We start from the raw sequence: 24,848 nt of genomic DNA on the forward strand, positions 1-24,848 counted from the left end.
GCAGCGCGGCTTCGAAGGGCTTGCGGTCCATCACGAACAGCACCTGGCCTTCCTTGACCAGCGAGCCTTCGTCGTACAGGCGCCGTTCGAGAAAGCCGTCGACGCGCGCGCGGATTTCCACTTCGCGCGAACTCTGCGTCTGCGCGGTGAACTCGAAGTCGACGGGGGTTTCCTTCTGCGCGACGGTGACCACCGTCACTTCGACGGTGGGCCGTGGGGGTTCGGTGGGGGCTTTTTTACAGGCGGTGAGGGACAAGGCGGACACGAACACCGCCGCCACCGCAAAGCGTGATGCCAGCGGCCGCGCGGCAAGTATCGACGGGTGTCGAAATGTCCATCCCATGACAAATCTCCGCAACTCGAAACGATTGCGTCCGCCAGCGCTTGCACGGCGCGGCGGACTAACGGGTGGCGCGCCAGGCGAACTGGCGAGTCCAATGCAATCCAGTGTGGAATCGGGACAAGTCAAAGACAATTGGACCTTGGTCCAATACCCCGTTTGGCGACGATGGTCTTGCGCATAAGCGCCTGCGCACCGGTGTCCAGGACCGTTCGCGCGTAAGGGCAACGCGCTCATAGCGGCGCAGCGATGCCGAGCACGGCACACACTGTCCTGATGAACAGCACGTCGTTGAAGGGCTTGCGCAGATAGGCACGTGCGCCCGCCGCAAGCGCGGCTTCTCGCACGCCAGCGTCGTCGTGGGCCGTGATGAAAATGACGGGCGCGCCGCTCCCCGCCAGCCGGCGCTGCACCTCGATGCCGTTCGAGCCTGGCATCTGCACGTCGAGGATCACGCAGTCGGGACGATACGAAGGAGTGGCCGACAGCACGTCGAGAAACTCGTCGCCACTCGTGTACGTATCGGCTGCAATCCCGACTGAACGCAACAGACGCCTGATTGCCCTGCCCACCGACGCATCGTCGTCGACCACGACGACGAATGATTTGTCTGTGCCCATTCCGATTAGCCCATTGAGCCGCCACGTCCACGCGGACGATGCGTGGGCGTCTCAGCAATAGACTATGAGACTGCGGGCGTCGGTGGTATTGGACCTTGGTCTCGTATCCGCTGGGCTGCGGGCTGGCACGCGACAGCGGATGCATCCGCGTGCGGCCCGACGGCACGGTGCGCGTTGCTCGCGACGGCCACCTTGTCGGCGATACGCACCAGTTCGGCAAGCGAGCCGACTTCCATCTTCTGCATCACGCGCGCGCGATGCGCCTTGACGGTTTTTTCGACGGTGCCCAGTTCGCACGCCACCTGCTTGTTCAGAAGACCGAGCACGATCAGATTCATCACTTCGCGCTCGCGCACCGTCAGGCGTCCGACGCGGCTGCGCAACTCATCCAGTTCGTGCATCGACTTCGATACTTCGGCGGAGCGCACGAGCGCCTGATCGATGGCGCGCAGCAGGTCGTCGTCGCGCACCGGCTTCGTGAGGAAATCGGTCGCGCCGGCCTTGATTGCACCGACCGTCATTGCGATGTCGCCGTGTCCCGTCAGGAAGATGATGGGCAAACGGGCATCGAGTTCACGCTGCAGTTCGAGTCCGCTCAGATCCGGCAACTGCACGTCGAGCACCACGCACGCCGGCGTGCGCTCGACACACCAATGCGCGAGGAATTCACGTGCCGAACCATAGGCCTCGACCTCGTGCCCCGCCGATCTGACGAGCCGCGTGAGTGCGCGGCGCACCGAGGCGTCGTCGTCGACGACATAGACGAGCGCGGCAGACGGGTTCATGACGCCGCCTGCGCAGCGCACGCGCTGCCCGCTTCGCGCGCTGCGGGCAGCGCGACATAGAACGTCAAGCCCTGATCCGGGTTGTTCTCGGCCCACAGGCGACCGCCATGCATCTGCACGATCGAACGGCTGATCGACAGCCCGAGACCCAGGCCCTGCGGCTTCGACGTGACGAACGGCTTGAAGATGCATTCGAGCCTGTCGTGCGTCAGACCATGTCCGCGATCGCGCACGGCAATGCGTACCATGCCTTCACGGTCGGGTTGCGCAAAGAGCGCCACCACGCGATCGCGCGAGCCGCATTCGCTTACGGCATCGAACGCGTTGAGCAGCAGATTGAGTAGCACCTGCTGCAGTTGCACCTTGTCGCCGCGCACGGGCGGCAGGCCGTCGTCGATCACCTGCGACACATGGATGCCGCGCGCGACGGCATCGCCATGCACGAGCAGCGCGACGTCGCGCAACAAGCCGCCTGCATCCAGACTGACGAGTTGCTGCTGCTCGTCCTTCTTCACGAACGCGCGCATCCTGCGGATCACTTCGCTTGCGCGGCCGCTGTCGTCGACGATGTCCTTCAGGATGTCGCGCACTTCGGCGAGATCGCTCGGCTCCTGATCCATGAAGCGCTGCGCGGCCTGGCCGTTGCTGAGAATCGCCGTCAGCGGCTGGTTCAGTTCATGCGCGAGCGACGCGGCGAGTTCGCCCATCGTCGACACGCGCGTCAGATGCGCCAGTTCCCGACGATTGCGTTCGAGTTCAAAGCGCTCGGTCATATCGGTGATGAAGGCGACTGTCGCGATGCGCCCTTCGTAGCGGATCGCACTCGTCGCGATTTCGACGGGAAACTCACTGCCGTCGCGGCGCCGCGCGCGCAAGCTGTGTGTGCGTGTCGACACGGGACGGCCCGCGTGCTGCGACGTGCCGCCAGACGCACTGTTTTGCTGCGAAAGCGCGGGCGCGACCATGCCGACGCATGCACCAGCCAGCACGCCGCGGCGGTAGTCGAAGAGCCGTTCGGCTTGCGCATTGGCGAGAACGATCACGCCATGCTCGTCGAACACGACTGACGCGACAGGCAAGCATTCGAATACATCGGCCAGGTCATTCATCGTGCCTGGCTGCCGACGCGGAAAGCTGAAGAATCCGTTTGCGCTCTGCATCCTGCTCACGCGCGCAAGCGGATTCGTGATGCGCAACAGCATAGGCAATACGGATACGCCGTTGCGCATGGGCATAGAGCCTGCGGTGCGTTCGGGCGCGATGCGGCGCGGATGCAGCGACCACCAGACAGCGATTGCAGCCACCGCGACTGTCAGAGCAGAAATAGCGATGTGCATGACTTACCGTTCCTCAAGACGTTCGCACTCGAACTGTCGCGACCACGTGCGCACGCCTTCGTTGTTGTTAGCAACTCAACCGGGGGCGACGGCGCGGGAATGGGGCGCGCGACGCCTCTGCCATTACGCGTGAAACCGTGACAACGTCTTGTACTGATGCACTGGTTGGTCGCCGAGGTCAATGACTATGACGGAAAATGACCGATAAAGCGGAGACTGGCCAATCTTCATATGGACTGCGAAGTTCGACCAAGGTCTTTTTTATCAACAATTACTGGCGACTTTTTACTTGTTCGCACCATGCGAGGAGGAAAAAAGTGCAACTCCATCCTATGCACAAAGTAAGGCTTAGTAAAGCTTCAAGTCGACCGGCGACGAGAAACTGATGGAGGCGTTCATGTCTGGTGAAGTACTGGTATGAGACAACGCTTGTTCACGTAAGCGTTTTAATGACGGAGTTCGAGGCGAGACCCGAAACGATCGTTCGCTTGAATCTTGAATGATCGCCCCGGGCGTTTGGTGAGATGGTGAAGTGCTACCTCATGCGAAATCCGATGGCCCTTGTGATGGCACGCCTGGCGGCGGATCGTCGTCGCCTATCGGATCGTCTGGAGCTTTATCGTCCGTTTTGGGTTTTTCCGGCAATGGCTGATCCAGGCCCGGTTCGACAGGCGTTGGGATAGCGTCGCCGATCGGTTTATTGAGCTCGTTCGGCGGGATCTCAGCCGGATCTTTCGGTTGTGTGCTTTCCTCGCGATTGGGGTTCGTCATCGTGACTCCAATTGTGGTTGGGCAGACGCAACGAGTCACGCAACGACCGTACCAATGCATTTTGTGCAGCTGCGTTCAGCGACGCGCGGAATGCGCGCTGCGCCTCTATGACATGCGATGTGCGAACGAACATCCGCTCAGCGCTTGCGAGGATGAGGTAGAGGAAAAGCTGGAGCGTGGCACACACGCCTTGTAAATTGCGACACCGAGAGGGCTTGTGCCGAACGCGAGCGAATACCTGCGCGGGAAAAAGCAGCACAAACGAAAACAGGCCCCGAAGGGCCTGTTTCGCTTGCATCTGGCGGAAAGGGTGGGATTCGAACCCACGATACGGTATAACCGTATACCGGATTTCGAGTCCGGCGCATTCGACCTCTCTGCCACCTTTCCAGATTCTTTGACTTCCCACCAAGGTGGTCTTGTCGCGTCACACTAAGCGGGTCGTTGCTTGCGTGAGACGAAGATTATAGAACACCTGTTTTCGATTTCCAAGTCCTTTTTCGAAGAAACTTCAAAAGGACTTGGAAGGCCCGAAAGCCGATCAGTCGGCAGCCTTCACTTCCAGACGTTCGACGCCGCCCAGATACGGACGCAGCGCGGCCGGAACCGTCACCGAGCCATCGGCGTTCTGGAAATTCTCCAGCACGGCGACGAGCGTACGGCCGACAGCCAGCCCCGAACCGTTGAGCGTATGAACGAGTTCAGGCTTGCCCTGCGCGTTGCGGAAGCGCGCCTGCATCCGGCGCGCCTGGAACGCTTCCGTGTTGGAGCAGCTCGAGATCTCGCGATAGGTGTTCTGCGCGGGCACCCACACTTCGAGGTCGTAGGTCTTCGCCGCCGAAAAGCCCATATCGCCCGTGCACAGCGTGATCACGCGATACGGCAGTTCGAGCTTCTGCAAGATCGTCTCCGCGTGCGTGACCATCTGCTCGAGCGCGTCGTACGACGTGTCGGGCGAAACGATCTGCACCATCTCGACCTTGTCGAACTGATGCTGGCGGATCATGCCGCGCGTGTCGCGGCCGTACGAGCCCGCTTCCGAGCGGAAGCACGGCGAATGCGCCGTCAGCTTGATGGGTAGCTCGTTCGCATCGACGATGCTGTCGCGCACCGTGTTCGTCAGCGAAATCTCCGACGTCGAGATCAGGTATTGCGTGACGGTATTCTCGCCGCCGCCCTTCTCGACACGGAACATGTCGTCGGCAAACTTGGGCAACTGGCCCGTGCCGAACAGGATCTCAGGATTGACGATGTACGGCGTATAGACTTCCGTGTAGCCGTGCTGCTGCGTGTGCGTGTCGATCATGAACTGCGCGAGTGCGCGGTGCAGGCGCGCGATCTGTCCACGCAGCATCGTGAAGCGCGCGCCCGACAGCTTCGCGCCCGTTTCGAAATCGAGCCCGAGCGGCGTGCCGACGTCGACGTGATCCTTCACCTCGAAGTCGAACTGGCGCGGCGTGCCCCAGCGGCGCACTTCGACGTTGCCGGCTTCGTCGTTGCCGACGGGCACACTTTCGTGCGCGAGGTTCGGCACGCCGAGCAGCAGATCCGACAGGCGCTTCTGAATGTCTTCGAGCTGCACCGCCGACGCCTTCATCTCGTCGCCGATACCACCTACCTCGGCCATCACCGCCGACGTGTCCTCGCCCCGCCCTTTCATCGCGCCGATCTGCTTCGACAGACTGTTGCGCTTTGCCTGCAACTCTTCGGTACGGGTCTGGATGGCGCGGCGTTCGGCTTCGAGCGCGGAGAAAGCCGCGACGTCGAGGATATAGCCGCGATCGGCGAGGCGTTTCGCGACGCCGTCGATGTCTTTGCGCAGCAGCTGGATGTCAAGCATGGGTGGGGGCGACAGTTCGTTGGTTGAATGGGCGATTTTAGCGCACCGGCGCGGCTGGCCGGCTGCATTGTCGGGTCGGGCGCAACGTGCGCGTCAGCTTTTCTTGCGGTTCTCGCTGCGCCATTGCGCATCGAGGTCGGCGAGGCGCGCGAGCTTCTCGCCGATCTTGCCTTCGAGCCCGCGCGGCGTCGGCTGATACCAGCGCGGCTCGCGCATGCCATCGGGCAGATAGGTTTCGCCTGCGGCGTACGCGTCCGGCTCGTCGTGCGCATAGCGATACTCGTGGCCGTAGCCGAGTTCCTTCATCAGCTTGGTCGGCGCGTTGCGCAGATGGATCGGCACCGCACGCGACTGGTCCTTGCCGACAAAACTGCGCGCCGCGTTGTACGCGTTGTAGCCCGCGTTCGACTTCGGCGCGACGGCCAGATAGATCACCGCCTGCGCGAGCGCCAGCTCGCCTTCGGGCGTGCCGAGGCGCTCGTAGGTTTCGGCAGCGTCGAGCGCGATGCGCGCGGCGCGCGGATCGGCGAGACCGATGTCTTCCCACGCCATGCGGACGAGACGCCGCGACAGGTAGCGCGCATCCGCGCCGCCGTCGAGCATCCGGCAGAACCAGTACAGCGCGCCGTCCGGGTTGCTGCCGCGCACCGACTTGTGGAGCGCGCTGATCTGGTCGTAGAACGCGTCGCCGCCTTTATCGAAGCGGCGCAGGTTTTCGGAGAGCGCGCTCGCGAGCAGCTCGCCGTCGATCTCCGTTTTCTTCTGCTGGGCCGCCGCGCGCGCAACGATCTCCATGTTGTTCAGCAGCTTGCGGCCGTCGCCGTCGGCGGAACCGATCAGCGCGTCGCGCGCTTCGTCCGTGAACGTGAGGCCGCCCAGTTCCTGCTGCGCGCGAGCCAGCAGTTCGCGCTGCTCGTCGGCATCGAGACTTCTGAGCACGTAGACGGCCGCGCGCGACAGCAACGCGCTGTTCACCTCGAACGACGGGTTTTCCGTCGTCGCGCCGACGAACACGAACAGCCCCGACTCGACGTGCGGCAAGAATGCGTCTTGCTGGCTCTTGTTGAAGCGATGCACTTCGTCGACGAACACGAGCGTCTGGTGACCGTTCGCGCGATGGATCTGCGCGGTTTCGACGGCTTCGCGGATGTCCTTCACGCCCGACAGCACCGCCGACAGCGCGATGAACTGTGCATCGAACGCGTCGGCCATCAGGCGCGCGAGCGTGGTCTTGCCGACGCCCGGCGGGCCCCAGAGGATCATCGAATGCGCTTCGCCCGATTCGAACGCGACGCGCAGCGGCTTGTTCGGGCCGAGCAGGTGCTTCTGTCCGATCACTTCGTCGATGGTGCGTGGCCGCAGGCGCTCGGCGAGCGGGACATTGGCGCGGGTTTCTTCAAACATGGCGTTTTGGGGATAATCTCGGCTTTTCGGGTATAAACCGTCACGATGCACAGCATGCACCGCCTTGCACGCGACGGCCTGCCCCGGAACGGCATGCAACCGCGCCAAACCGTCATCCGGCGTGCGGCGGCACATGCAGAGTTGTGCATTATGACAGCCGCCGGGCGGCGAGGCCCGCGGCAGACGTCATAGGCGATATCTGATGGTGCGGTCCGCAAGACGCGTACCGTGCGACATGGCAACAAGACGGCTGAAACGACAGCCGACACGACAACGACAGACAGGAAGCAGATTCGATGGCTCAGGATCCAATCGCCGGCGAGACCGGTTCGACCTACGCGCCGCTCAAGCCGGTGTCGGATGCGCGCCGCGCGTTCAAGACGGGCGACGCATTCGCTCTATGGTTTTCTCTCGGCATCGGCCTGCTGGTCGCGCAGGCAGGTGCGCTGCTCGTGCCCGGCCTCTCGCTGCCGCACGCGCTGCTGGCGATTCTGATCGGCAGCGTGATCGGCGTCGTGCTGCTCGCGCTCGCGGGCGTGATCGGCACGGACACGGGGCTCGCGGCGATGTCGTCGCTGCGACCGACGCTCGGCGTGCGCGGCGCGTCGATTCCCGCCGTGCTGAACATGGTTCAACTGGTCGGCTGGGGCTCGTTCGAAGTGATCGTGATGCGCGATTCCGCCGATGCCCTGTCCAAACAGGCGTTCGGCTTCTCGGCCCCGCTCGTCTGGACGTTGATTTTCGGCGTGCTCGCGACGCTGCTCGCGATCAGCGGTCCGCTGTCGTTCGTGCGGCGCTTTCTGCGCACGTGGGGCATCTGGCTGCTGCTGGCGGGCGCCGCGTGGCTCACTTACAGCCTGCTCGTGCAGCATGATCTGGGCGCGCTGATGCGGCGTCCGGGCAACGGCGAAATGTCGTTCGGCGGCGCGATCGATCTGGTCGTCGCGATGCCGCTGTCGTGGCTGCCGCTGATCGCCGACTACACGCGCTTCGGCCGGAAAGCGGGCGAGACGTTCCGCGGCACGATCCTCGGCTATGGCATTGCGAACATCTGGTTCTACTCACTCGGCGCGGTCTACGGACTGGCTGCGGGCGGCGGCGACGCGCTGCTCACGACGGCGCTCGCACAGGCAGGTGGCGGCCTCGCGCTGCTGCTGGTGCTGATCGACGAAATCGACAACGCATTCGCCGACGTGCACTCGGCGGCGGTGTCGACTGGCACGTTCTGGACGCGTGCGAGCGTCCCGCTGCTGTCGGCCGCGTTCGGCGCGCTGTGCACGCTGATCGCGCTCGCCGTGCCGATGGCGAAGTATCAGAACTTCCTGCTGCTGATCGGCTCGGTGTTCGCGCCGCTGTTCGGCGTCGTGCTGGTCGATCACTTCATCGTGCGCAAGCGCCGTATCGAAGTCGACGCGCTCGCCGATACGCAAGGCCGCTACGGCTACTCGGGCGGCTGGCACATGAGCGCGTTCATCGCGTGGGCGATCGGCATTGCGGCCTATCAGGCGATCAACCAGTGGCTGCCGAATCTCGGTGCGACGCTGCCGGCACTCGTGATCGGCGCGGTGTGCTATCTCGCGTTCGTGTCCGCGCGCAAGCAGGCGTACGCGTAAGCGCTGTTGTGCGAGACCTTCAGGCCGGCGTGCGTTCGTACGCCGGCCATTGTTCGAGCGCGATTCTCACTCGCTCGATCACCCCGTCCCAATCGCCTGGCTGCGTCTGACGGAACAGACGTGTGCGCGGATACCACGGCGTATCGTCGCGATCGTGCAGCCAGCGCCAGCAGCCGTCGTAGCGCGACAGAATCCACGTCGGCGTATTCAACGCACCCGCCAGATGGGCGATCGAGGTATCGACGGTAATCACGAGGTCGAGTTGCTCAATGATCGCGGCGGTGTCCGCGAACTCGTGGACGTCGTGCATCGGATCGAACGGGCGGAATTCCGGCGGCAGTGCGTCGATTTGCGGCTGCGTCAACGCGCCTTTTTGCAGACTGACAAACGTGATGCCCGGCACGCGCAGCAACGGAAGATATGCGCGCGCGTCGAGCGAGCGACGGCGGTCGACAGCGTTGATCGCCGGTTGATCGGGGCGCGGGTCGCCGGCCCAGACAAGGCCTACCCTGCGTTTGCCTTCGGGCAACCGCCCTTTCCATGTGGCCGCGTAAGCCGGCGGCACGCGCAAATAAGGCGTCACGCCCGGAATGCTCGCGAGCGTCGTACCGAGCCGATGCGGCAGGCTCATCGTCAGGCACACATAGTCGTGATCCGGAATGCCGTGTTCGCCGTCGAGCGGTACGCATGCGTCGACGCCCTCGATAGTCTCGAACAGGCTCCGCAGCGCAGGCGAACACGCGACGCTCAGCTTCGCTAGACCCAGCGCCTTGAGCATCGGCAGATAGCGGCAGAATTGCAGACTGTCGCCGTGCCCCTGCTCCGGCCACACGAGCAACGATTTTCCCGTGAGCGGCTCACCGCGCCAGACCGGAAAATCGACAGGCGGCGGTGCAACCTTGCGCGCCGGCCATGTGGGATCGAAGCGTGTTTCGAACAGTGCCCATCCCTCTTCAAGACGCCCCACGTTGAGCAGCAGATGCGCGAGGTTGATCTTCACCTCGAAGTAGTCGGGCCGAAGCGCGAGCGTGTGCCGGTACGACGCTTCCGCTTCGACGAAACGATGCTGCATCTTGAGCACCACACCAAGATTGAAATGCGCCTTGGCGTCGCGCGGATTGAAGGCAATAGCGCTTTTATACGCAGCCTCGGCTTCGGGCAAGCGCATCTGCTCCTGATACAGCACGCCAAGATTCACGTAGAAATCGCCGTCGTCGGGCTGAAGTTCGAGCGCACGCAGATAGGCGGATTCTGCCTCGTCCGAACGGCCGAGTTGCGCATGGAGCCGCCCGAGATTCACGTAAGCGCCTGCGTGCGTCGGCGAAATCGACAGTGCCTTGTGATAGCAGGCCTCGGCTTCCTCCAGACGGCCCGATTCTTTCAGCACGACCCCCAGATTGTTATACGCGTCGCAGTAATCGGGCTTCAGCGCGATTGCGCGCCGCCAGTGGCTTTCCGCATCGTGCGGGCGATCCAGCGACAGGCAGCACGCAGCCGCCAGGTTGAAAACCTGTGCATCCGCGATGTGCCCAGTCAGCAACGGTTCGAGCAATTCGAGCGCTGCATCGAAGCGTGAACTGCCATAAAGGGCGACTGCGGATGAAAAGCGATCGGCTGCGGCCTCGGGATTCTGCAAAGCGCCGTACATGACTTGATCCTGCGGAAACGTATTAGGAAGGAGTGCCGGCGCGCTTTACGATTTATCCAGGAATTCTGGTCAACATCGCGCCGAGGCCTTTGTAGCGTACCGAGGCAAGCAGTCCGTCTCTAGCTCACTATTCTTAAAAATACTGGCGCGGCGGCAATCTCGACCTTCGATGATGAGAAACAAAAACGCCCATAACGGACGTTATGGGCGTTTTCCGAACGATTCTGCGAACCGTCCTTGCAGATGGCGCCACGCAGACGCCAGAGCGAAAAATTACCGCGTCGACGGCCGATACTCGACGCCCGGCAGCACGCACAGCAACTCGAACGCGAGATTCGCTCCGAGCAGCGCCGTCGTGCCGAACGGATCGTACGGCGGCGCCACCTCCACCAGATCGCAACCGACGATATTCAGCCCGTGCGCGCCGCGGATGATTTCGAGCGCCTGCGGCACCGTCAGCCCGGCGATCTCCGGCGTGCCCGTACCCGGCGCGAAGGCCGGATCGATCCCGTCGATATCGAACGTGATGTAGACGGGGCCGTCGCCCATCTGCTCACGCACGCGCGACATCAGCGGCACCAGCGACTGGTTCCAGCACGCCTCCGCCTGCACGACCTGGAAACCCTGATCGCGGCACCAGTCGAAGTCTTCCGCCGCGTAACCCGTGCCGCGCAGACCGATCTGCACGACACGGTCGCAATCCAGCAGGCCTTCTTCGACTGCCCGGCGGAACGGCGTGCCGTGCGCGATCTTCTCGCCCATCATCGTGTCGTTGACGTCCGCGTGCGCGTCGACGTGAATCAGGCCGACCTTGCCGTATTTGCGGTGGATCGCGCGCAGGATCGGCAGCGCGATCGTATGATCGCCGCCCAGCGTGATCGGCTTCGTGCCGTGTTGCAGGATTTCGTCGTAAGCCCGCTCAATGCGGCCGATCGAATCCAGGAGGTTGTACGGATTGATCGCAACATCGCCGATGTCGGCGACACGCAGCGAATCGAACGGTGCGGCGCGGGTTGCCATGTTGTACGGACGCAGCAGCACCGATTCCGCGCGAATCTGACGTGGGCCGAAGCGCGCACCCGTGCGGTTCGAAGTACCCAGATCGAACGGCACGCCGACGAAACAGGCATCGAGCCCCTCCGCCGAGCCGACGTTCGGCAGTCGCATCATGGTGGCGATCCCGCCCGAGCGCGGCATCGCGTTGCCCGACAACGGCTGCGGCCGTTCGGTCAGGTCCGGGGAAACGAAATTCGAGGAAGTATTCATCGTGGTTCGCCAATGAAAAGCACAGCGTCTTAAAAAAGCGTTGGATCCAGCCGCCGCAAAGCGCACGACGCCGGGGCATTTCTTATTTTTGTGCAGTTCCGGCGAAGATAAAATGCCGACAGAAAAAACTTCACATCGATTCGCACCGATGTATCCTGCCGTATGTTCTCGCAACTGACCGATCTCGACCTGCGCCTGATCCGCGTGTTCCTTGCCATCGTGGACGCGGGCGGCGTTTCGCCTGCACAGGCTACCTTGAATGTAGGACAGTCGACCATCAGCACGCAATTGTCGACGCTCGAAACGCGCCTGGGCTATCGGCTGTGCGAGCGCGGCCGCAGCGGCTTTAGCCTGACCGCGCGAGGCGAGCAGTTCGTCGAAGCGGCGCGCGCGCTGCTGTCCGCCGTCGATGCATTCGGCGTGCAGGCGCGAAACGTCGGACGAAAGCTGGTCGGCACGCTCGGAATCGGCATGATCGGGCATACGCCGGTGTCGGAAAGTGCGCGTATCAGCGATGCAATCGCACGGTTTCGCGCCCGAGACGAATCCGTGCGATTCTCGATTCTGGTCCGCTCACCCGGCGAACTCGAAGAATTGCTGCTGAGCGGACGGATTCAGATCGGCATCGGCTATTTCTGGCATCGCGTGCCTTCGCTTGAGTACACCGAGATTTTTTCCGAGGAACAGTTCGCGTATTGCGCGAAAGGGCATCCGCTGTTCGCTGAGGCAGGCAACGTCTCACCCGTCGACGCCGCGCAACATGAATGGGCGTGGCGCAGCTATCCGCTGCCCGAAGCCGAAGCATCGGCGACGCCGCACAACGTCACCGCCGTCGCCGACAACATGGAAGCCGTCGCGATGCTCGTGCTGTCGGGGCATCACCTCGGCTATCTGCCGGGGCACTTCGCCGCGCCGTATGTGAAGGAAGGTTTGCTCGCTGCGGTGAACCCGCAGCAGATGGGCTACCGCGTCGCGTTTCATATGGTCACGCGCACGCGGCAGCATCGGACGGAAATCGTCGACGCGTTTATCGACGATATGAAGGCCGCGCATCCGTCGCCAGGCCTTCAGTCGTGAGAGGCGCTTAGCCGTTGATCACGTCGGCGCCCTTCGGCACCGTGAACTTGAACGCGTCGGCGGGCAGCGACGGGTTCTTCTGGATGTTCGAGAATTTAAGCAGCGTCACGTTGCCGAACACGTCGTGCAACTCCATTGCTTCGAGGTTGCCGTCCTTGAAGCCGATGCCGACGCGCTGAAACTGCGTGTCCTTCGATTTCGGAATCAGTTCGAGCCAGTCGATGCCTGCCTTCACGCCCGCGTCCTTCAGCGTGAAGTTCTTGTCGAGATCGTTGCTGCCGAACAGGATTGCGGCCGGGCTTGCGCCGAGCGCGCCGCCGAGCTTGCGCACCGTCACCTGGTTCAGATCCTTGTCATAGACGTAGAGCTTGTCGCCGTCGGCTTGCAGCAACTGTGCGTACGGCTTCTCGTAAGCCCAGATGAACTTGCCCGGGCGCGCGAACGTGAACGAGCCGCTCGACACCTTGTTCTGCGACGCGTTTTGTGTAGACAGCACGCCGCTCGCCTGTTGCTGCGCGTTGCTCGGCGCGCGCACTTCCGTCTGCACGAACTCGCCGCGCGCGGAATGCACTTGCGAAACAAATTGCTTCAGTTGCTCGGTGCCGCTTGCGAATGCATGCGACGCGAGAAGCATCGTTGCGCCAAAAGCCAGCGCGCGCGTCAGATTGCCAAGACGGATCCTGGACCCAATGATTTGCAGCATGTAGTTTTCTCCCTTGTGGCGTTCGAGCGGCAAGCGTCAATCCGTCTCGCGCGCCGGCACCAGAATTTCGCGGTTGCCGTTCGACGACATCGCCGACACCAGCCCCGACTGCTCCATCTGTTCGAGCAGACGCGCAGCGCGGTTGTAGCCGATTCGCAGATGCCTCTGCACGAGCGAGATCGATGCGCGACGATTCTTGACGACGATTTCGACCGCCTGATCGTAGAGAGGGTCGGACTCGGTGCCGCCCGCTCCGGTTCCCGCGCCCTCGGCGGAACCTTCGTCGCCTTCGCCCGACACGCCGCCTTCCAGCAGCCCTTCGATATAGTTCGGCTCGCCCTGCTCCTTAAGTTTGTCGACCACGCGATGCACTTCGTCGTCGGACACGAATGCGCCGTGCACGCGAACGGGGAGACCGGAGCCAGGCGGCAGATACAGCATATCGCCCATGCCGAGCAGCGATTCCGCGCCCTGCTGGTCGAGAATGGTGCGCGAGTCGATCTTGGACGACACCTGGAATGCCATCCGCGTCGGCACGTTGGCCTTGATGAGGCCGGTGATCACGTCGACGGACGGACGCTGAGTCGCGAGAATCAGATGGATGCCCGCCGCGCGCGCCTTCTGTGCGATTCGCGCGATCAGTTCTTCAACCTTCTTGCCGACCACCATCATCAGGTCAGCCAGTTCGTCGATCACCACGACGATATTCGGAAGACGCGACAGCGGTTCAGGATCGTCCGGTGTCAGGCTGAACGGATTCGGAAGCTTCTCTTCGCGCTTCGCCGCTTCGTCGATCTTGTTGTTGAAGCCCGCGAGGTTACGCACGCCGAGCTTGCTCATCAGCTTGTAGCGGCGCTCCATTTCGGCGACGGTCCAGTTCAGCGCGTGACCGGCCTGGCGCATGTCCGTGACGACAGGACACAGCAGATGCGGAATGCCTTCGTAGACGCTCATTTCGAGCATCTTCGGATCGATCAGGATCATTCGCACCTGATCCGCGCTCGCCTTGTACAAGAGCGAGAGAATCATCGCGTTGATACCGACCGACTTGCCCGAACCCGTCGTGCCCGCGACCAGCAAGTGCGGCATCTTCGCGAGGTCCGCGCACACCGGCTTGCCGCCGATGTCCTTGCCGAGGCCCATCGTCAGCGGCGAACCGGCGTCGGCGTAGACGGCCGAGCCGAGAATCTCCGACAGCCGCACCGTTTGACGACGCTGGTTCGGCAGTTCGAGCGCCATGAAATTCTTGCCCGGAATCGTTTCGACGACGCGGATCGACGTCAGCGACAGCGAGCGCGCGAGGTCTTTCGCCAGATTCACGATCTGACTGCCCTTCACGCCGACTGCCGGTTCGATTTCGTAACGCGTAACGACGGGACCCGGATACGCCGCGACCACGCTCACATCGACGCCGAAATCCTTCAGCTTCTTCTCAATGAGTCGCGAAGTGAATTCGAGCGTGTCGGCGGAAATGGTTTCCTGGGTGGCGGGCGCGGGATCGAGCAGCGAGATCGCGGGCAGCGTGGAATCGCCAGGCAGGCTTTCGAACAGCGGCACCTGACGTTCTTTCTCGACGCGCTCCGACTTCTCCGGCTTCGTCACGGGCGGGACGATCATCACCGGCTCGTGTTCCTCGATCTTCACGCGGCTCTGTTCGACCTTGCCTTCGCGCTTCACGGCGGCGGCTTCGCCGAGCTTGCGGTCACGGCCCGCTTCGCGGCGCAGCTTGGCGAGCGTCACGGCGTTGATGATCGAATCGCCGACCTTCTCGCACACGGAGAGCCACGAAAAACGGAAGTACAGCGACAAGCCGATGCCCAGCGCAATCAGCAGCGCCAGCGTGCCGCCCGTGAAACCCAGCGCGTGCGACACGCCCTTCGCGACCGCCTCGCCGATCACGCCGCCCGGCGCGCGCGGCAACTGCACTTTCAGCGACCACATGCGCAGCGCCTCGATGCCGTCGCACGCGAGCAGCACCAGCACGAACGAGAACACGTCCGCGAGCCAGCTGTTGTCGCGCGGCGCGTCTTCGGCGGGTTCTTCCTGACGCGTGATGCGCTTGTAGTTCGCCGAGATGCGGCGCGCCAGCAGCACGATCCACCACCAGGCGGACAGTCCGAAGAGCAGAAGGAGGATGTCGGAGGTCCAGGCGCCGACGCGGCCGGCCCAGTTCGAGATGTGATCGACGGCTGCCGCGTGCGTCCAGCTCGGGTCGCGGCGGCTGTAGCTGATCAGCGCCATCACAAGGAAAACGCCGAGCGCCACCTGGAGAATCCAGCGGATTTCGGTGAAGAGGCGCGACATGCGGTGAGGCAATGCCTGCGCGTTCGCGGAGTATGGAGCTTTTGCCATTGAGCCTGTTGCGTGTGGCGGCCTGCAGCGGTTTGGGGTGCCGGTTTCAGTTGCCCTTCATTCGCCTTCCGGGACTGACTCAGGTGCCGACGATGTCTGCCGGCAAGCCGCCTGTCGTTCGTTGGCGACTATTGTAAACGCACTGTTGCGCCCAAGGCTGTAAATGACGGTAACGGTGGCCGGACGGCCAGGAATGTCGTAAATCCCATACGTTTTGCGGCCAATCCAGGCCTGTTTCCGGCATTTTCGGCTCCGAACGCTTCTTATCCGTTCGACATCGGCTATCGGGTTGATCGTAAAGCTTCATGAAGCAGCGGTTTGCCCTGCCCTTTATAATACGGCGCTGATACCCAACTAACGTGTCAAGCAGGTTTTCCGGCTCGACGCCAGTACCGCCGGTCATGGCAATTGCTTCCTCGCCGCAGACCGACGCTTTTAACGGATTTCGATCATGCCCGCTTCCTCGACCAAACACGCGAAGGTTCTGATTCTCGGTTCCGGCCCTGCCGGTTACACGGCGGCCGTCTACGCGGCGCGCGCCAACCTGTCGCCGCTGCTCATCACCGGCCTCGCGCAGGGCGGCCAGCTGATGACCACGACGGACGTGGAAAACTGGCCCGCCGATGCCAACGGCGTGCAAGGTCCGGAACTGATGGCGCGCTTTCTCGAGCACGCCGAGCGCTTCAACACCGAGATCGTGTTCGATCACATCCACACGGCCAAGCTGGACGAAAAGCCGATCCGCCTGATCGGCGATTCGGGCGAGTACACGTGCGATTCGCTGATCATCGCGACGGGCGCATCGGCGCAGTATCTCGGCCTGCCGTCGGAAGAACTGTTCATGGGCCGCGGCGTGTCGGCATGCGCGACCTGCGACGGCTTCTTCTACAAGAACCAGCACGTCGCCGTGGTCGGCGGCGGCAATACGGCTGTTGAAGAAGCGCTGTATCTCGCGGGCATCGCGAAGAAGGTCACGGTGATTCACCGCCGCGACAAGTTCCGCGCCGAGCCGATCCTGATCGACCGTCTGCTGGAGAAGGAAAAGGAAGGTGTCGTCGAGATCAAGTGGGATCACACGCTCGACGAAGTGCAAGGCAATGACGGCGGTGTGAACGGTCTGCGCATCAAGAATGTGAAGACGGGCGCGACCACCGATATCGAACTGCAAGGCCTGTTCGTCGCGATCGGCCACAAGCCGAACACGGATCTGTTCGAAGGCCAGCTGGAGATGAAGAACGGCTACATCATCACGAACGGCGGCCTGAACGGCAACGCGACGGGCACGAGCGTGCCGGGCGTGTTCGCAGCCGGCGACGTGCAAGATCACGTGTACCGTCAGGCGATCACGAGCGCGGGCACGGGCTGTATGGCTGCGCTGGATGCTCAGCGTTATCTGGAAAGCATCCATGAGTCGATCGGCGAGCGCGCGATGAGCGCTGAAGCGGATCGTTGATTTCTGCTTTCCGTGGGCTTGGCTCGTTGGGTGTGTCTTAGGGCGTTTGTGTAAAACGAAGTCCACGGATCGGTAGAATAGCGGCATGCAGAACGCTTGCCGCGCTTGTTGAGATTCTCGATGTTCGTAAGGGCCGCGGCGTGATGCCGGCGGCCCTTTTTGTTTTCAGCTTCGATTGCCATGCCCAAGAATCTTCCCCATCCGAGCGAACCGAAACGGCCGCGTAATGCGGCTTCTAGTCCTGCTGATGCTGCGGGTTCTTCTTCCGTGGCGTCCGCGTCTTCGTCGAAGAAGCCTTTGGTGGAGACTGGCGCTGGGTTGGCCGGACTCGGTGGTTTGCGCGATGCGTTGAAAGGCGCGTCGCAACGCGTGCAGCGTGAGAAGGCTGCGGCGGCGCAAGCGTCGCGTGAAGCCGCAGCCGATGCCGATATGTTCCGCCGTGAAATCGGCGAAGTCGCGCCGCTGGGCGCGAAGCCTCGCGCATCGGTCACGCGCACGCCGCCCGCGCCCGTTCCCCTTCAGACGAAACTCGACGAAGAAGCCGTGCTCCACGAAGCGATCTCCGATGAGTTCGATCCCGAAGTGCTGCTCGATACCGATGAGTCGCTTTCCTACTGTCGGCCCGGTGTGAGCCAGGAGATCGTTAAGAAGCTCCGACGCGGTGCGTGGATCGTGCAGGCGCAGCTTGATCTGCATGGGATGCGTCGTGAGGAAGCGCGCGAGGCTTTATCCGAGTTCATCCGCGAGGCGAGTAAGAAAGGTCTCCGCTGCCTGCGCGTGATTCATGGGAAAGGGCTGGGGTCGATCGGAAAAGAGCCGGTGCTGAAAGGCAAGGTCCGCGCGTGGCTCGTTCAGAAGGAAGAAGTCATCGCGTTTTCGCAGGCTCGTGCGCACGATGGCGGAGCCGGGGCTGTGCTGGTTTTGTTGCAGCCTGGATCGGTTGGTCCTGGGTCTTCGTCTTCTTCCTCTGGCAAAGTCTAAGAAGGCTATCCAACGATGCATCCTCGCCTCTCTCTCGCGCTCGTCATCATGGAAGCGCTGGCTATTCTTGCCTACGCGATCTCAGGATTTATCGAGGCTCGTACGAAACGGCTCGATGCTGTTGGGACTTTTCTTGTGGCGATGGCGACTGCTTTCGGCGGCGGGACGGTTCGAGATATTTTGCTCGATCGGAGGCCGTTCTATTGGGTCGAGCATCAGTGGTACGCGATTCTGATTTTCGTCCTGTCGTTTTTCGCGCCGTTTGTGTTGAAGGCTTATACGCGGGTTTTTAACGAGCGCGTGTTGCTGGTGGCGGATGCTGTTGGGCTGGGGCTGTTTAGCATCTCGGGGACTTCTTTAGCGCTCGATGCGCAGATGCCGTGGTTCGTGGCTTCAATGATGGGCGTCGCGACCGGCGTGTTCGGCGGGATTATTCGCGATGTGATCTGCAATGAGGTCCCGCTGATTCTGCGGGACTCTCGGCCGTATGCTACTTGTGCGCTTGTTGGATGCTGGCTGTACCTGCTGCTCGATCACTTTAACTTCGATACCGTCTACAGCGTGCTGATTGCTACGGGGTTTATTCTTGTGGCGCGGCTGGTGACGTTTAAGTGGGATGTCAGGTTGCCGCATTAACGAGCCAACGAGGACGGTATCTCCATACGCCACGCCATCCACTCATATCTCGGAATCGCATTCGAACGCTTCTGCCCCTGCTTCCGGTTCGTCGTCGGAAACCTCAAGTACATCTGGAATGAACTTTGCGTGCGTCAATCGAAGATAGTCTTTCGCGCTCTCAGCATCTGCTTCGTATGAAAGTTGCTGATTGATAAAGCGCAGTTTGGCGCGTGCATCATTTATCACGTCTGCCCAACTCCGCACCCAGACAGTAATGTTTTGGTCCGCATCGTCGTAAACTTGTCCTTTTGGGCGGTCGCGCTGATTCGCTTCCTTCTTCGCAAATGCGTCTAGGTCGTTCGAAACCGCCACAAAGGTCCACTTAGCCGGCACATCCCGAAATCGCTCATCGTTGGACACAGCAATTGCATATTTTTTTACCTGAGTAATCACCTCGTCGTCTATCTTCTTCGACGGTCGCTTAAGCTCAACAACAAGATACTCGTACTCACCCGTTCGAGGCTGTATGGCCTTGTGAAGCATGAGATCGATGCGCCCACGCTTGCCATTTCCCAAATCTACCGGCGCGTCCAGATTCAGCTCTTCTTCTCGATGTCCCAGTTTCGCGATGTGCTTTTGCAGAACCTCTTCAAGACGCTGCTCGCTTCCCGCGAGCGCATACTCTTCGTGAAACAGCCATGACTCATTTTCCAGCATTTTGTGAAGTTGATCCCTCTCAAGAAGAGCCTCCTTGCTCTCCTTGTCAAAAATCAAGGTTTCAAGGCCATTCAAGAAGTCGAGTCGATTCGCGACGATCTTTGCTGAACTGATGATCGACGAGAGACTCGTCTTCTTCAAGAGAGCGGCGAGTTCATTCTGAGCTTCTTCCTTGAGTCCAAGTACTTCACTAATAATTACTTGGACAGAATCCGGATTTTGCCGAATTGCCTGCGCCAAAAGCTTAAAAGTGAACTTCTTCGACTTTGCATCAGCTTCTTCGAAGGAAGGAAGATAACTTTGAACGTTCACCGCCAAAATATCAAAAACCTGCCGCTCCGCAGCTTCGACCGGGCCAATGTCAGCCTTTTCGTCGTACGGGTAAATCTGCTCCTCTTTCCATTTAGCTACAACTTCACTCTGATTCTCGGCGAGGCGCCTTCTAAAATGATCCTTAGTCTTGCTCCTCGCAGCTCTCATTATCACTTGCACGTCAGGATGAATATCTGACAATACAAGCTCACCAGTCTTGTCCAGCTCGCGGAATAGGTCTGCCTTGACATAGACTGTAAAATTGAATCCTGGCGCACGCACCTGTTGACCGACCGGCAGTTCGTGGAGGGTCACACCATTAGCATCACAAAGATGTAGCACACGCTCCGTCGACATTCTCCACTCTACGATCGTGAGTGAGACCTGCACCCGCCTTCCGTCCGACAGTTGAACATCCCGTAGCCGATAATCGACTTTGTCCTGTTGAACATCTGCGGGGTTGACGACATTACCATCGAACTCAAGACGAAGCTCGGGATACTCTGTCAAATATGCAGCAAAGATCTTTGCCAGTTCTACGAGTGCTGAGCCATCCTTGAACGATCGGAAGTCGTGAGTAACGTTTTCAATCACGACCTCTGTCCCTGTTGACTGAGAGACATCAAGATCAATCGGGTCGCTAACGTCGAAATCGTCTATCGCGCTGGCATGACCAACGATATGGTATGTGCGGCGCCCTTCCCCTTCAGAATAGATGGTGTTCCATTCAATCCGTTCACCTAGCGAAAACGCCTTGAAACGCCCCTTGCCATTCTTTCCGTGCAGGGCGCGCCCGAATTGCTTGCCCTGCTGCTTCTTCCATGAATCGCCGAGGCCGCCGAACAAAGAGGTGATCCGATTATGATTGATCCCATAGCCATCGTCCCGCACCCTTATGCAATCCAATCCACCCATCTCGTTATATTCGGGAATGATGCGCACACGAGACGCGCCAGCATCAAAACCATTCCAGATAAGCTCGGATAGCGCCAGAATCGGCTTTGCTGAAACGAGTGATTGAATAAAATCACGCTTCGCGGTCACGTGTACTTTTGCCATGGGTCTCTCTCGGGCAAGCTTACTATGCGGAGGTTCCTGCAGTGCTACATCGCACCTTGCAAACTTTATCCGTATGATTATGACACGGTCCTGCCAAATCGCTGTTGCCAATGCAACGGTGTATCTGACTTAGATTCGATCAACTGCCAAGCGATACAATGATCATTCGGCATTCAATGCTAATCGCTAACACGGGCCAACTGCCGTTTCATCAATTGCCCGGCGAGAAGGCTTTGAAATACCTCCAAGTCGAATCGCGCGTTCGTTTCGGCTTCATTTGCCAATGCTTCCAGAGCAGACAGTAGTTTGACTCTATCTGACCTTCGCACGCGAGATGTTTCGATGGTCCGAATCAATACCGCACATTGCGCAAATTGCCGTACGTGCCGCTCTCCGGCGACTACGGCCTCTTGTAACAGTGCTTCCAGCAAATGAATGCGCCTGTCCAGAAATGATGATTTTGCGGCGAAATTTGAAGATGAAGTCATGGTGCGATTTCCCTAACAAAAAAACAAGACAATCGCCCGACACTCGCTTCCAAACGGGTGAGCGGGCACATGACAAGGTTGGAAGACCGGAATCGCACACCGGCGAGCCTTACGGCTCCCCTGCCACGGCCCGCCCGTAGACGTGCTGAGGCAACTGCATCGCCCGCTTGCGCGGGGTCAATGCAATGGTGCGATTAGCAGGCTTCCAAACCCGGCCACCTTTGTTTAGGTAGCAATCCAAAGTATATGGCTACGCACCAACCGCCCTTTCGCCCGCACAAGCGAAACCTGGAGCCCAAAAACCAGAAAGCCCCGAGCGAATCTTATCCGCTCGGGGCCTTCCTAAAACCAACTCAACAACAGTAATTAACCTTTAAGCAATCCGCTCTTCCGACTTCGGATCAAACAGAACTGCCTTAGAAACATCGAACATCAACGACATGTTCTGATCCGGTTGCGGGTTAGCGCCCGGGTGAACGCGGCTGACGATGCGCTTGCCATTCACCTGCGCGAACACCAAAGTATCCGGACCCGTAGGCTCGATCACGTCGACCTTAACTTCGATCGGCTGAAGCTTGCCGTCTTCGACGTTGTGAGCATTACGCGTATCGGTGATACGTTCAGGACGCAGGCCAAGAATCACTTCCTTGCCGACATGCCCCTTCACGGCGCCATCGAACGGCAGATTCAGCACGCTACGTTTCACGCCAGTATCCAGCTCAAGCCCAACCCCAGAACCCTGCTCGACAACCTTACCTTGAATGAAGTTCATCGGCGGCGCACCGATAAACCCAGCCACGAACAGGTTCGAAGGCGAATCATAAATCTCTTGCGGCGCACCGAACTGCTGAACGATCCCGTCCTTCATGACGGCAATCCGATCGCCCAAAGTCATAGCCTCGATCTGATCGTGCGTCACATAAACGATCGTCGTGCCAAGACGCTGATGCAGCAGCTTGATCTCCGACCGCATCTCAATACGCAACTTGGCGTCGAGGTTCGACAAAGGCTCATCGAACAGGAACATCGCCGGATCACGCGCCAGAGCACGCCCCATCGCCACCCGCTGACGCTGACCGCCGGAAAGCTGACCCGGCTTGCGATCCAGCAGATGCTCGATCTGCAGCAGCTTCGACACGCGCGAAACGATCTGATCCTGCTCGCCCTTCGGCACCTTGCGAATGTTCAGGCCGAAAGAGATGTTGTCGCGCACCGTCATCGACGGATACAGCGCATACGACTGGAACACCATCGCGATATCGCGATCCTTCGGCGACAGGTCGTTGACCGTCTTGCCGCCGATCTGAATCTCGCCCTTCGTCACGGTCTCGAGACCGGCGATCATGTTGAGCAGCGTCGACTTACCGCAGCCCGAGCCGCCGACGAGAATCAGGAACTGACCGTCTTCGATGTCGATGTTGACACCCTTCAGGACAGGCACCCCGTTCGGGTAGGTCTTGTACACGTCACGGATGGAAAGGCTTGCCATGCTGTGAATCCTCTAGTCTCTGTACTGCTGATGCGTCGCTAGCTGGCGACGCGAGCCGAATACCGTTCAAGCCGCCACCCGTTTCATCGAACGAAGCGGGCAGCACGCCAAAGAAAAATTAGCCTTTCACCGCGCCCGCCGTCAGGCCGCGCACGAAGTAGCGGCCGGCGATCACGTAGACGAGCAGCGTCGGCAGTGCCGCGATGATCGCGCCCGCCATGTCGACGTTGTATTCCTTCACGCCCGTCGACGTATTCACGAGGTTGTTCAGCGCCACGGTGATCGGCATCGAATCGACACCGGAGAACACGATACCGAACAGGAAGTCATTCCAGATCTGCGTGAATTGCCAGATCAGGCACACCATGAAGATCGGCAGCGAGATCGGCATCATGATCTTCGTGAAGATCATGAAGAACCCTGCCCCGTCGATCCGCGCCGCCTTCACGAGTTCCGCCGGCACGCTCACGTAGAAGTTGCGGAAGAACATCGTCGTGAACGCGATACCGTAGACCACGTGCACCAGCACCAGCCCGCCGATCGTGTTCGACAGGCCGAAGAAGCCTTGCAGACGCGCCATCGGCAGCAGGATTGCCTGGAACGGAATGAAGCAGCCGACCAGCAGCATCGTGAACAGCGCGTCCGCGCCGCGGAAGCGCCAGTGCGTGAGCACATAACCGTTGAACGCGCCGATGATCGACGAGATCAGCACGGCGGGAATCACCATCTTCACCGAGTTGAAGAAGAACGGCTGCATCCCGTCGCAACGCACGCCCGTACACGCCTCGCTCCACGCCTTCACCCACGGCGCGAACGTCCAGTGCGACGGCGGCGTCAACAGGTTGCCCGTGCGCAACTGGTCAATGTCCTTGAACGACGTCGACAGCATCACGTACAGCGGGAACAGGAAGTACAGCGCAAACAGGATCAGCGCCGCGTAGATGACAGCGCGGCTGATGTTCATCTTAGGCTGCATTGCGCGTGCTCCTCGATTCCAGGTACATCAGCGGCACGAGCACGGCCACGACGGTTGCGAGCATCATCATCGACGACGCAGCGCCGACGCCCAGTTGCCCGCGGTTGAACGAAAACGTGTACATGAACATCGCGGGCAGCGACGACGACGTGCCCGGACCGCCCGCCGTCAACGCGACGACGAGGTCGAAGGTCTTGATCGTGATGTGGCAGAGAATCAGCAGCACCGAGAAAAACACGGGGCGCATGCTCGGAATCACGATCTTGCGGTAGATGGTCGGCAGCGTCGCGCCGTCCACTTGCGCGGCCTTGAAGATTTCGCTGTCGACACCGCGCAAACCGGCGAGGAACAGCGCCATCACGAAGCCCGTCGACTGCCACACGGCCGCGATCACGACGCAGAAAATCGCCTTGTCGGGGTCGCCCAGCCAGCCGAACGAGAAACTCGTCCAGCCCCAGTCGTTCAGCACCTTCTGGAAGCCGAGATCGGGGTTCAGAATCCACTGCCACGCCGTGCCCGTCACGATGAACGACAGCGCCATCGGATACAGGAACACCGCGCGCAATGCGCCTTCATTGCGGATCTTCTGGTCGAGGAGGATCGCGAGAAACAGACCCAGGCCGACGCAGATCGCAATGAACGGAATGCCGAACCAGCCGAGGTTCTTCGCCGACGTCCACCAGACGTCGTTATCGAACAGCTCGGCATAGCGTTCGAAACCGGCGAAGTCGTAACGTGGCATCAGTCGCGACGTAGACAGCGACAGATAACCCGTGATGAGAATGAAACCGTAGACAAAGACAAGGCTGATCACGACGCTGGGAGACAACACCAGCTTCGGAATCCAGCGGTCGGCCATTGCCGCCATCGGCGACACGCGGCGTGCTGCGGACGCCGTGCCTTTTGCGTTTCCGCTAATAGAAGCAGTCACAACTCGACTCCTGGAACTGTACCGTCAGGCATCAGGGAGACGCCGGAACGGCAGAGGCGCGGTGATGC

Annotated in this window: 22 protein-coding genes and 1 tRNA gene; 5 read left to right on the forward strand and 18 right to left on the reverse strand. The window is 60.7% G+C overall.

Going from position 1 to position 24,848, the window contains the following annotated elements:
• The 8 genes from G3N95_RS20470 to G3N95_RS20505 form a co-directional block, all read right to left on the reverse strand.
• Positions 1 to 343 (reverse strand): biotin/lipoyl-binding protein (locus G3N95_RS20470; protein WP_205971894.1); only part of this gene is annotated, 343 nt, incomplete at its 3' end.
• A 230-nt stretch (positions 344 to 573) separates the two neighbouring features.
• Positions 574 to 960, reverse strand: a complete 387-nt coding sequence (locus G3N95_RS20475) for a response regulator (protein ID WP_205971895.1) — start codon at positions 958 to 960, stop codon at positions 574 to 576.
• A gap of 62 nt (positions 961 to 1,022) precedes the next feature.
• A complete protein-coding gene (locus tag G3N95_RS20480; protein ID WP_205971896.1) occupies positions 1,023 to 1,745 on the reverse strand; it encodes a response regulator in 723 nt (240 codons plus the stop codon).
• Positions 1,742 to 3,082 carry an ATP-binding protein gene (locus G3N95_RS20485; RefSeq protein ID WP_205971897.1) on the reverse strand — a complete coding sequence of 447 codons (1,341 nt, stop codon included), beginning with the start codon at positions 3,080 to 3,082 and terminating at the stop codon, positions 1,742 to 1,744. The genes G3N95_RS20480 and G3N95_RS20485 overlap by 4 nt, the downstream gene beginning before the upstream one ends.
• Before the next feature lie 540 nt (positions 3,083 to 3,622).
• Complete coding sequence (locus G3N95_RS20490) at positions 3,623 to 3,853, reverse strand: hypothetical protein (protein WP_205971898.1); 231 nt, start codon at positions 3,851 to 3,853, stop codon at positions 3,623 to 3,625.
• 299 nt (positions 3,854 to 4,152) lie between these two features.
• Positions 4,153 to 4,243, reverse strand: a tRNA-Ser gene (locus G3N95_RS20495).
• Between the two features lie 151 nt (positions 4,244 to 4,394).
• Positions 4,395 to 5,693, reverse strand: a complete 1,299-nt coding sequence (gene serS / locus G3N95_RS20500; protein WP_205971899.1) for a serine--tRNA ligase — start codon at positions 5,691 to 5,693, stop codon at positions 4,395 to 4,397.
• A 93-nt stretch (positions 5,694 to 5,786) separates the two neighbouring features.
• A complete protein-coding gene (locus G3N95_RS20505; protein WP_205971900.1) occupies positions 5,787 to 7,097 on the reverse strand; it encodes a replication-associated recombination protein A in 1,311 nt (436 codons plus the stop codon).
• A 296-nt stretch (positions 7,098 to 7,393) separates the two neighbouring features.
• On the opposite strand from G3N95_RS20505, the gene cytX reads away from it, so the two are divergent.
• Positions 7,394 to 8,710, forward strand: coding sequence for a putative hydroxymethylpyrimidine transporter CytX (gene cytX / locus G3N95_RS20510; protein WP_205971901.1), 1,317 nt, complete (start codon positions 7,394 to 7,396; stop codon positions 8,708 to 8,710).
• A 19-nt stretch (positions 8,711 to 8,729) separates the two neighbouring features.
• Here cytX and G3N95_RS20515 read toward each other — a convergent pair whose 3' ends face one another.
• Positions 8,730 to 10,358 (reverse strand): tetratricopeptide repeat-containing glycosyltransferase family protein, encoded by a 1,629-nt coding sequence (locus tag G3N95_RS20515; RefSeq protein WP_205971902.1) that lies wholly within the window; start codon positions 10,356 to 10,358, stop codon positions 8,730 to 8,732.
• A 273-nt stretch (positions 10,359 to 10,631) separates the two neighbouring features.
• Entirely contained in the window at positions 10,632 to 11,624 is a 993-nt protein-coding gene (speB, locus tag G3N95_RS20520; RefSeq protein ID WP_205971903.1) for an agmatinase, read from the reverse strand.
• Positions 11,625 to 11,786: 162 nt separating this feature from the next.
• On the opposite strand from speB, the gene G3N95_RS20525 reads away from it, so the two are divergent.
• Positions 11,787 to 12,701, forward strand: coding sequence for a LysR family transcriptional regulator (locus G3N95_RS20525; protein WP_205971904.1), 915 nt, complete (start codon positions 11,787 to 11,789; stop codon positions 12,699 to 12,701).
• Between the two features lie 7 nt (positions 12,702 to 12,708).
• Here G3N95_RS20525 and lolA read toward each other — a convergent pair whose 3' ends face one another.
• The 3 genes from lolA to G3N95_RS20540 all read right to left on the reverse strand — a co-directional run bounded on the left by lolA (position 12,709) and on the right by G3N95_RS20540 (position 16,159).
• Positions 12,709 to 13,404 carry an outer membrane lipoprotein chaperone LolA gene (gene lolA, locus G3N95_RS20530; protein WP_205971905.1) on the reverse strand — a complete coding sequence of 232 codons (696 nt, stop codon included), beginning with the start codon at positions 13,402 to 13,404 and terminating at the stop codon, positions 12,709 to 12,711.
• Positions 13,405 to 13,440: 36 nt separating this feature from the next.
• Positions 13,441 to 15,756 (reverse strand): DNA translocase FtsK, encoded by a 2,316-nt coding sequence (locus G3N95_RS20535; protein ID WP_205971906.1) that lies wholly within the window; start codon positions 15,754 to 15,756, stop codon positions 13,441 to 13,443.
• Between the two features lie 79 nt (positions 15,757 to 15,835).
• A complete protein-coding gene (locus G3N95_RS20540; protein ID WP_205971907.1) occupies positions 15,836 to 16,159 on the reverse strand; it encodes a hypothetical protein in 324 nt (107 codons plus the stop codon).
• 48 nt (positions 16,160 to 16,207) lie between these two features.
• On the opposite strand from G3N95_RS20540, the gene trxB reads away from it, so the two are divergent.
• From trxB to G3N95_RS20555, 3 genes are all read left to right on the forward strand, one after another.
• The gene (gene trxB / locus G3N95_RS20545) at positions 16,208 to 17,209 is read left to right on the forward strand and encodes a thioredoxin-disulfide reductase (protein WP_205971908.1); all 1,002 of its coding nucleotides are present in this window, start codon (positions 16,208 to 16,210) and stop codon (positions 17,207 to 17,209) included.
• Positions 17,210 to 17,389: 180 nt separating this feature from the next.
• The gene (locus tag G3N95_RS20550) at positions 17,390 to 18,190 is read left to right on the forward strand and encodes a Smr/MutS family protein (protein ID WP_205971909.1); all 801 of its coding nucleotides are present in this window, start codon (positions 17,390 to 17,392) and stop codon (positions 18,188 to 18,190) included.
• Positions 18,191 to 18,205: 15 nt separating this feature from the next.
• Positions 18,206 to 18,826, forward strand: coding sequence for a trimeric intracellular cation channel family protein (locus G3N95_RS20555; RefSeq protein ID WP_205971910.1), 621 nt, complete (start codon positions 18,206 to 18,208; stop codon positions 18,824 to 18,826).
• Positions 18,827 to 18,868: 42 nt separating this feature from the next.
• Here the strand turns inward: G3N95_RS20555 and G3N95_RS20560 are convergent, their stop codons facing one another.
• The 5 genes from G3N95_RS20560 to G3N95_RS20580 all read right to left on the reverse strand — a co-directional run bounded on the left by G3N95_RS20560 (position 18,869) and on the right by G3N95_RS20580 (position 24,780).
• Positions 18,869 to 20,896, reverse strand: coding sequence for an ATP-binding protein (locus G3N95_RS20560; RefSeq protein WP_205971911.1), 2,028 nt, complete (start codon positions 20,894 to 20,896; stop codon positions 18,869 to 18,871).
• Positions 20,897 to 21,075: 179 nt separating this feature from the next.
• The gene (locus tag G3N95_RS20565; RefSeq protein ID WP_205971912.1) at positions 21,076 to 21,384 is read right to left on the reverse strand and encodes a hypothetical protein; all 309 of its coding nucleotides are present in this window, start codon (positions 21,382 to 21,384) and stop codon (positions 21,076 to 21,078) included.
• A 373-nt stretch (positions 21,385 to 21,757) separates the two neighbouring features.
• The gene (gene ugpC, locus G3N95_RS20570; RefSeq protein ID WP_205971913.1) at positions 21,758 to 22,873 is read right to left on the reverse strand and encodes a sn-glycerol-3-phosphate ABC transporter ATP-binding protein UgpC; all 1,116 of its coding nucleotides are present in this window, start codon (positions 22,871 to 22,873) and stop codon (positions 21,758 to 21,760) included.
• A gap of 118 nt (positions 22,874 to 22,991) precedes the next feature.
• A complete protein-coding gene (locus G3N95_RS20575; RefSeq protein WP_205971914.1) occupies positions 22,992 to 23,849 on the reverse strand; it encodes a carbohydrate ABC transporter permease in 858 nt (285 codons plus the stop codon).
• Complete coding sequence (locus G3N95_RS20580; RefSeq protein ID WP_205971915.1) at positions 23,839 to 24,780, reverse strand: sugar ABC transporter permease; 942 nt, start codon at positions 24,778 to 24,780, stop codon at positions 23,839 to 23,841. The genes G3N95_RS20575 and G3N95_RS20580 overlap by 11 nt, the downstream gene beginning before the upstream one ends.
• Positions 24,781 to 24,848: the final 68 nt, after the last annotated feature.

This window comes from Paraburkholderia sp. Tr-20389 (genome assembly GCF_017104565.1).
GTDB lineage: Bacteria > Pseudomonadota > Gammaproteobacteria > Burkholderiales > Burkholderiaceae > Paraburkholderia.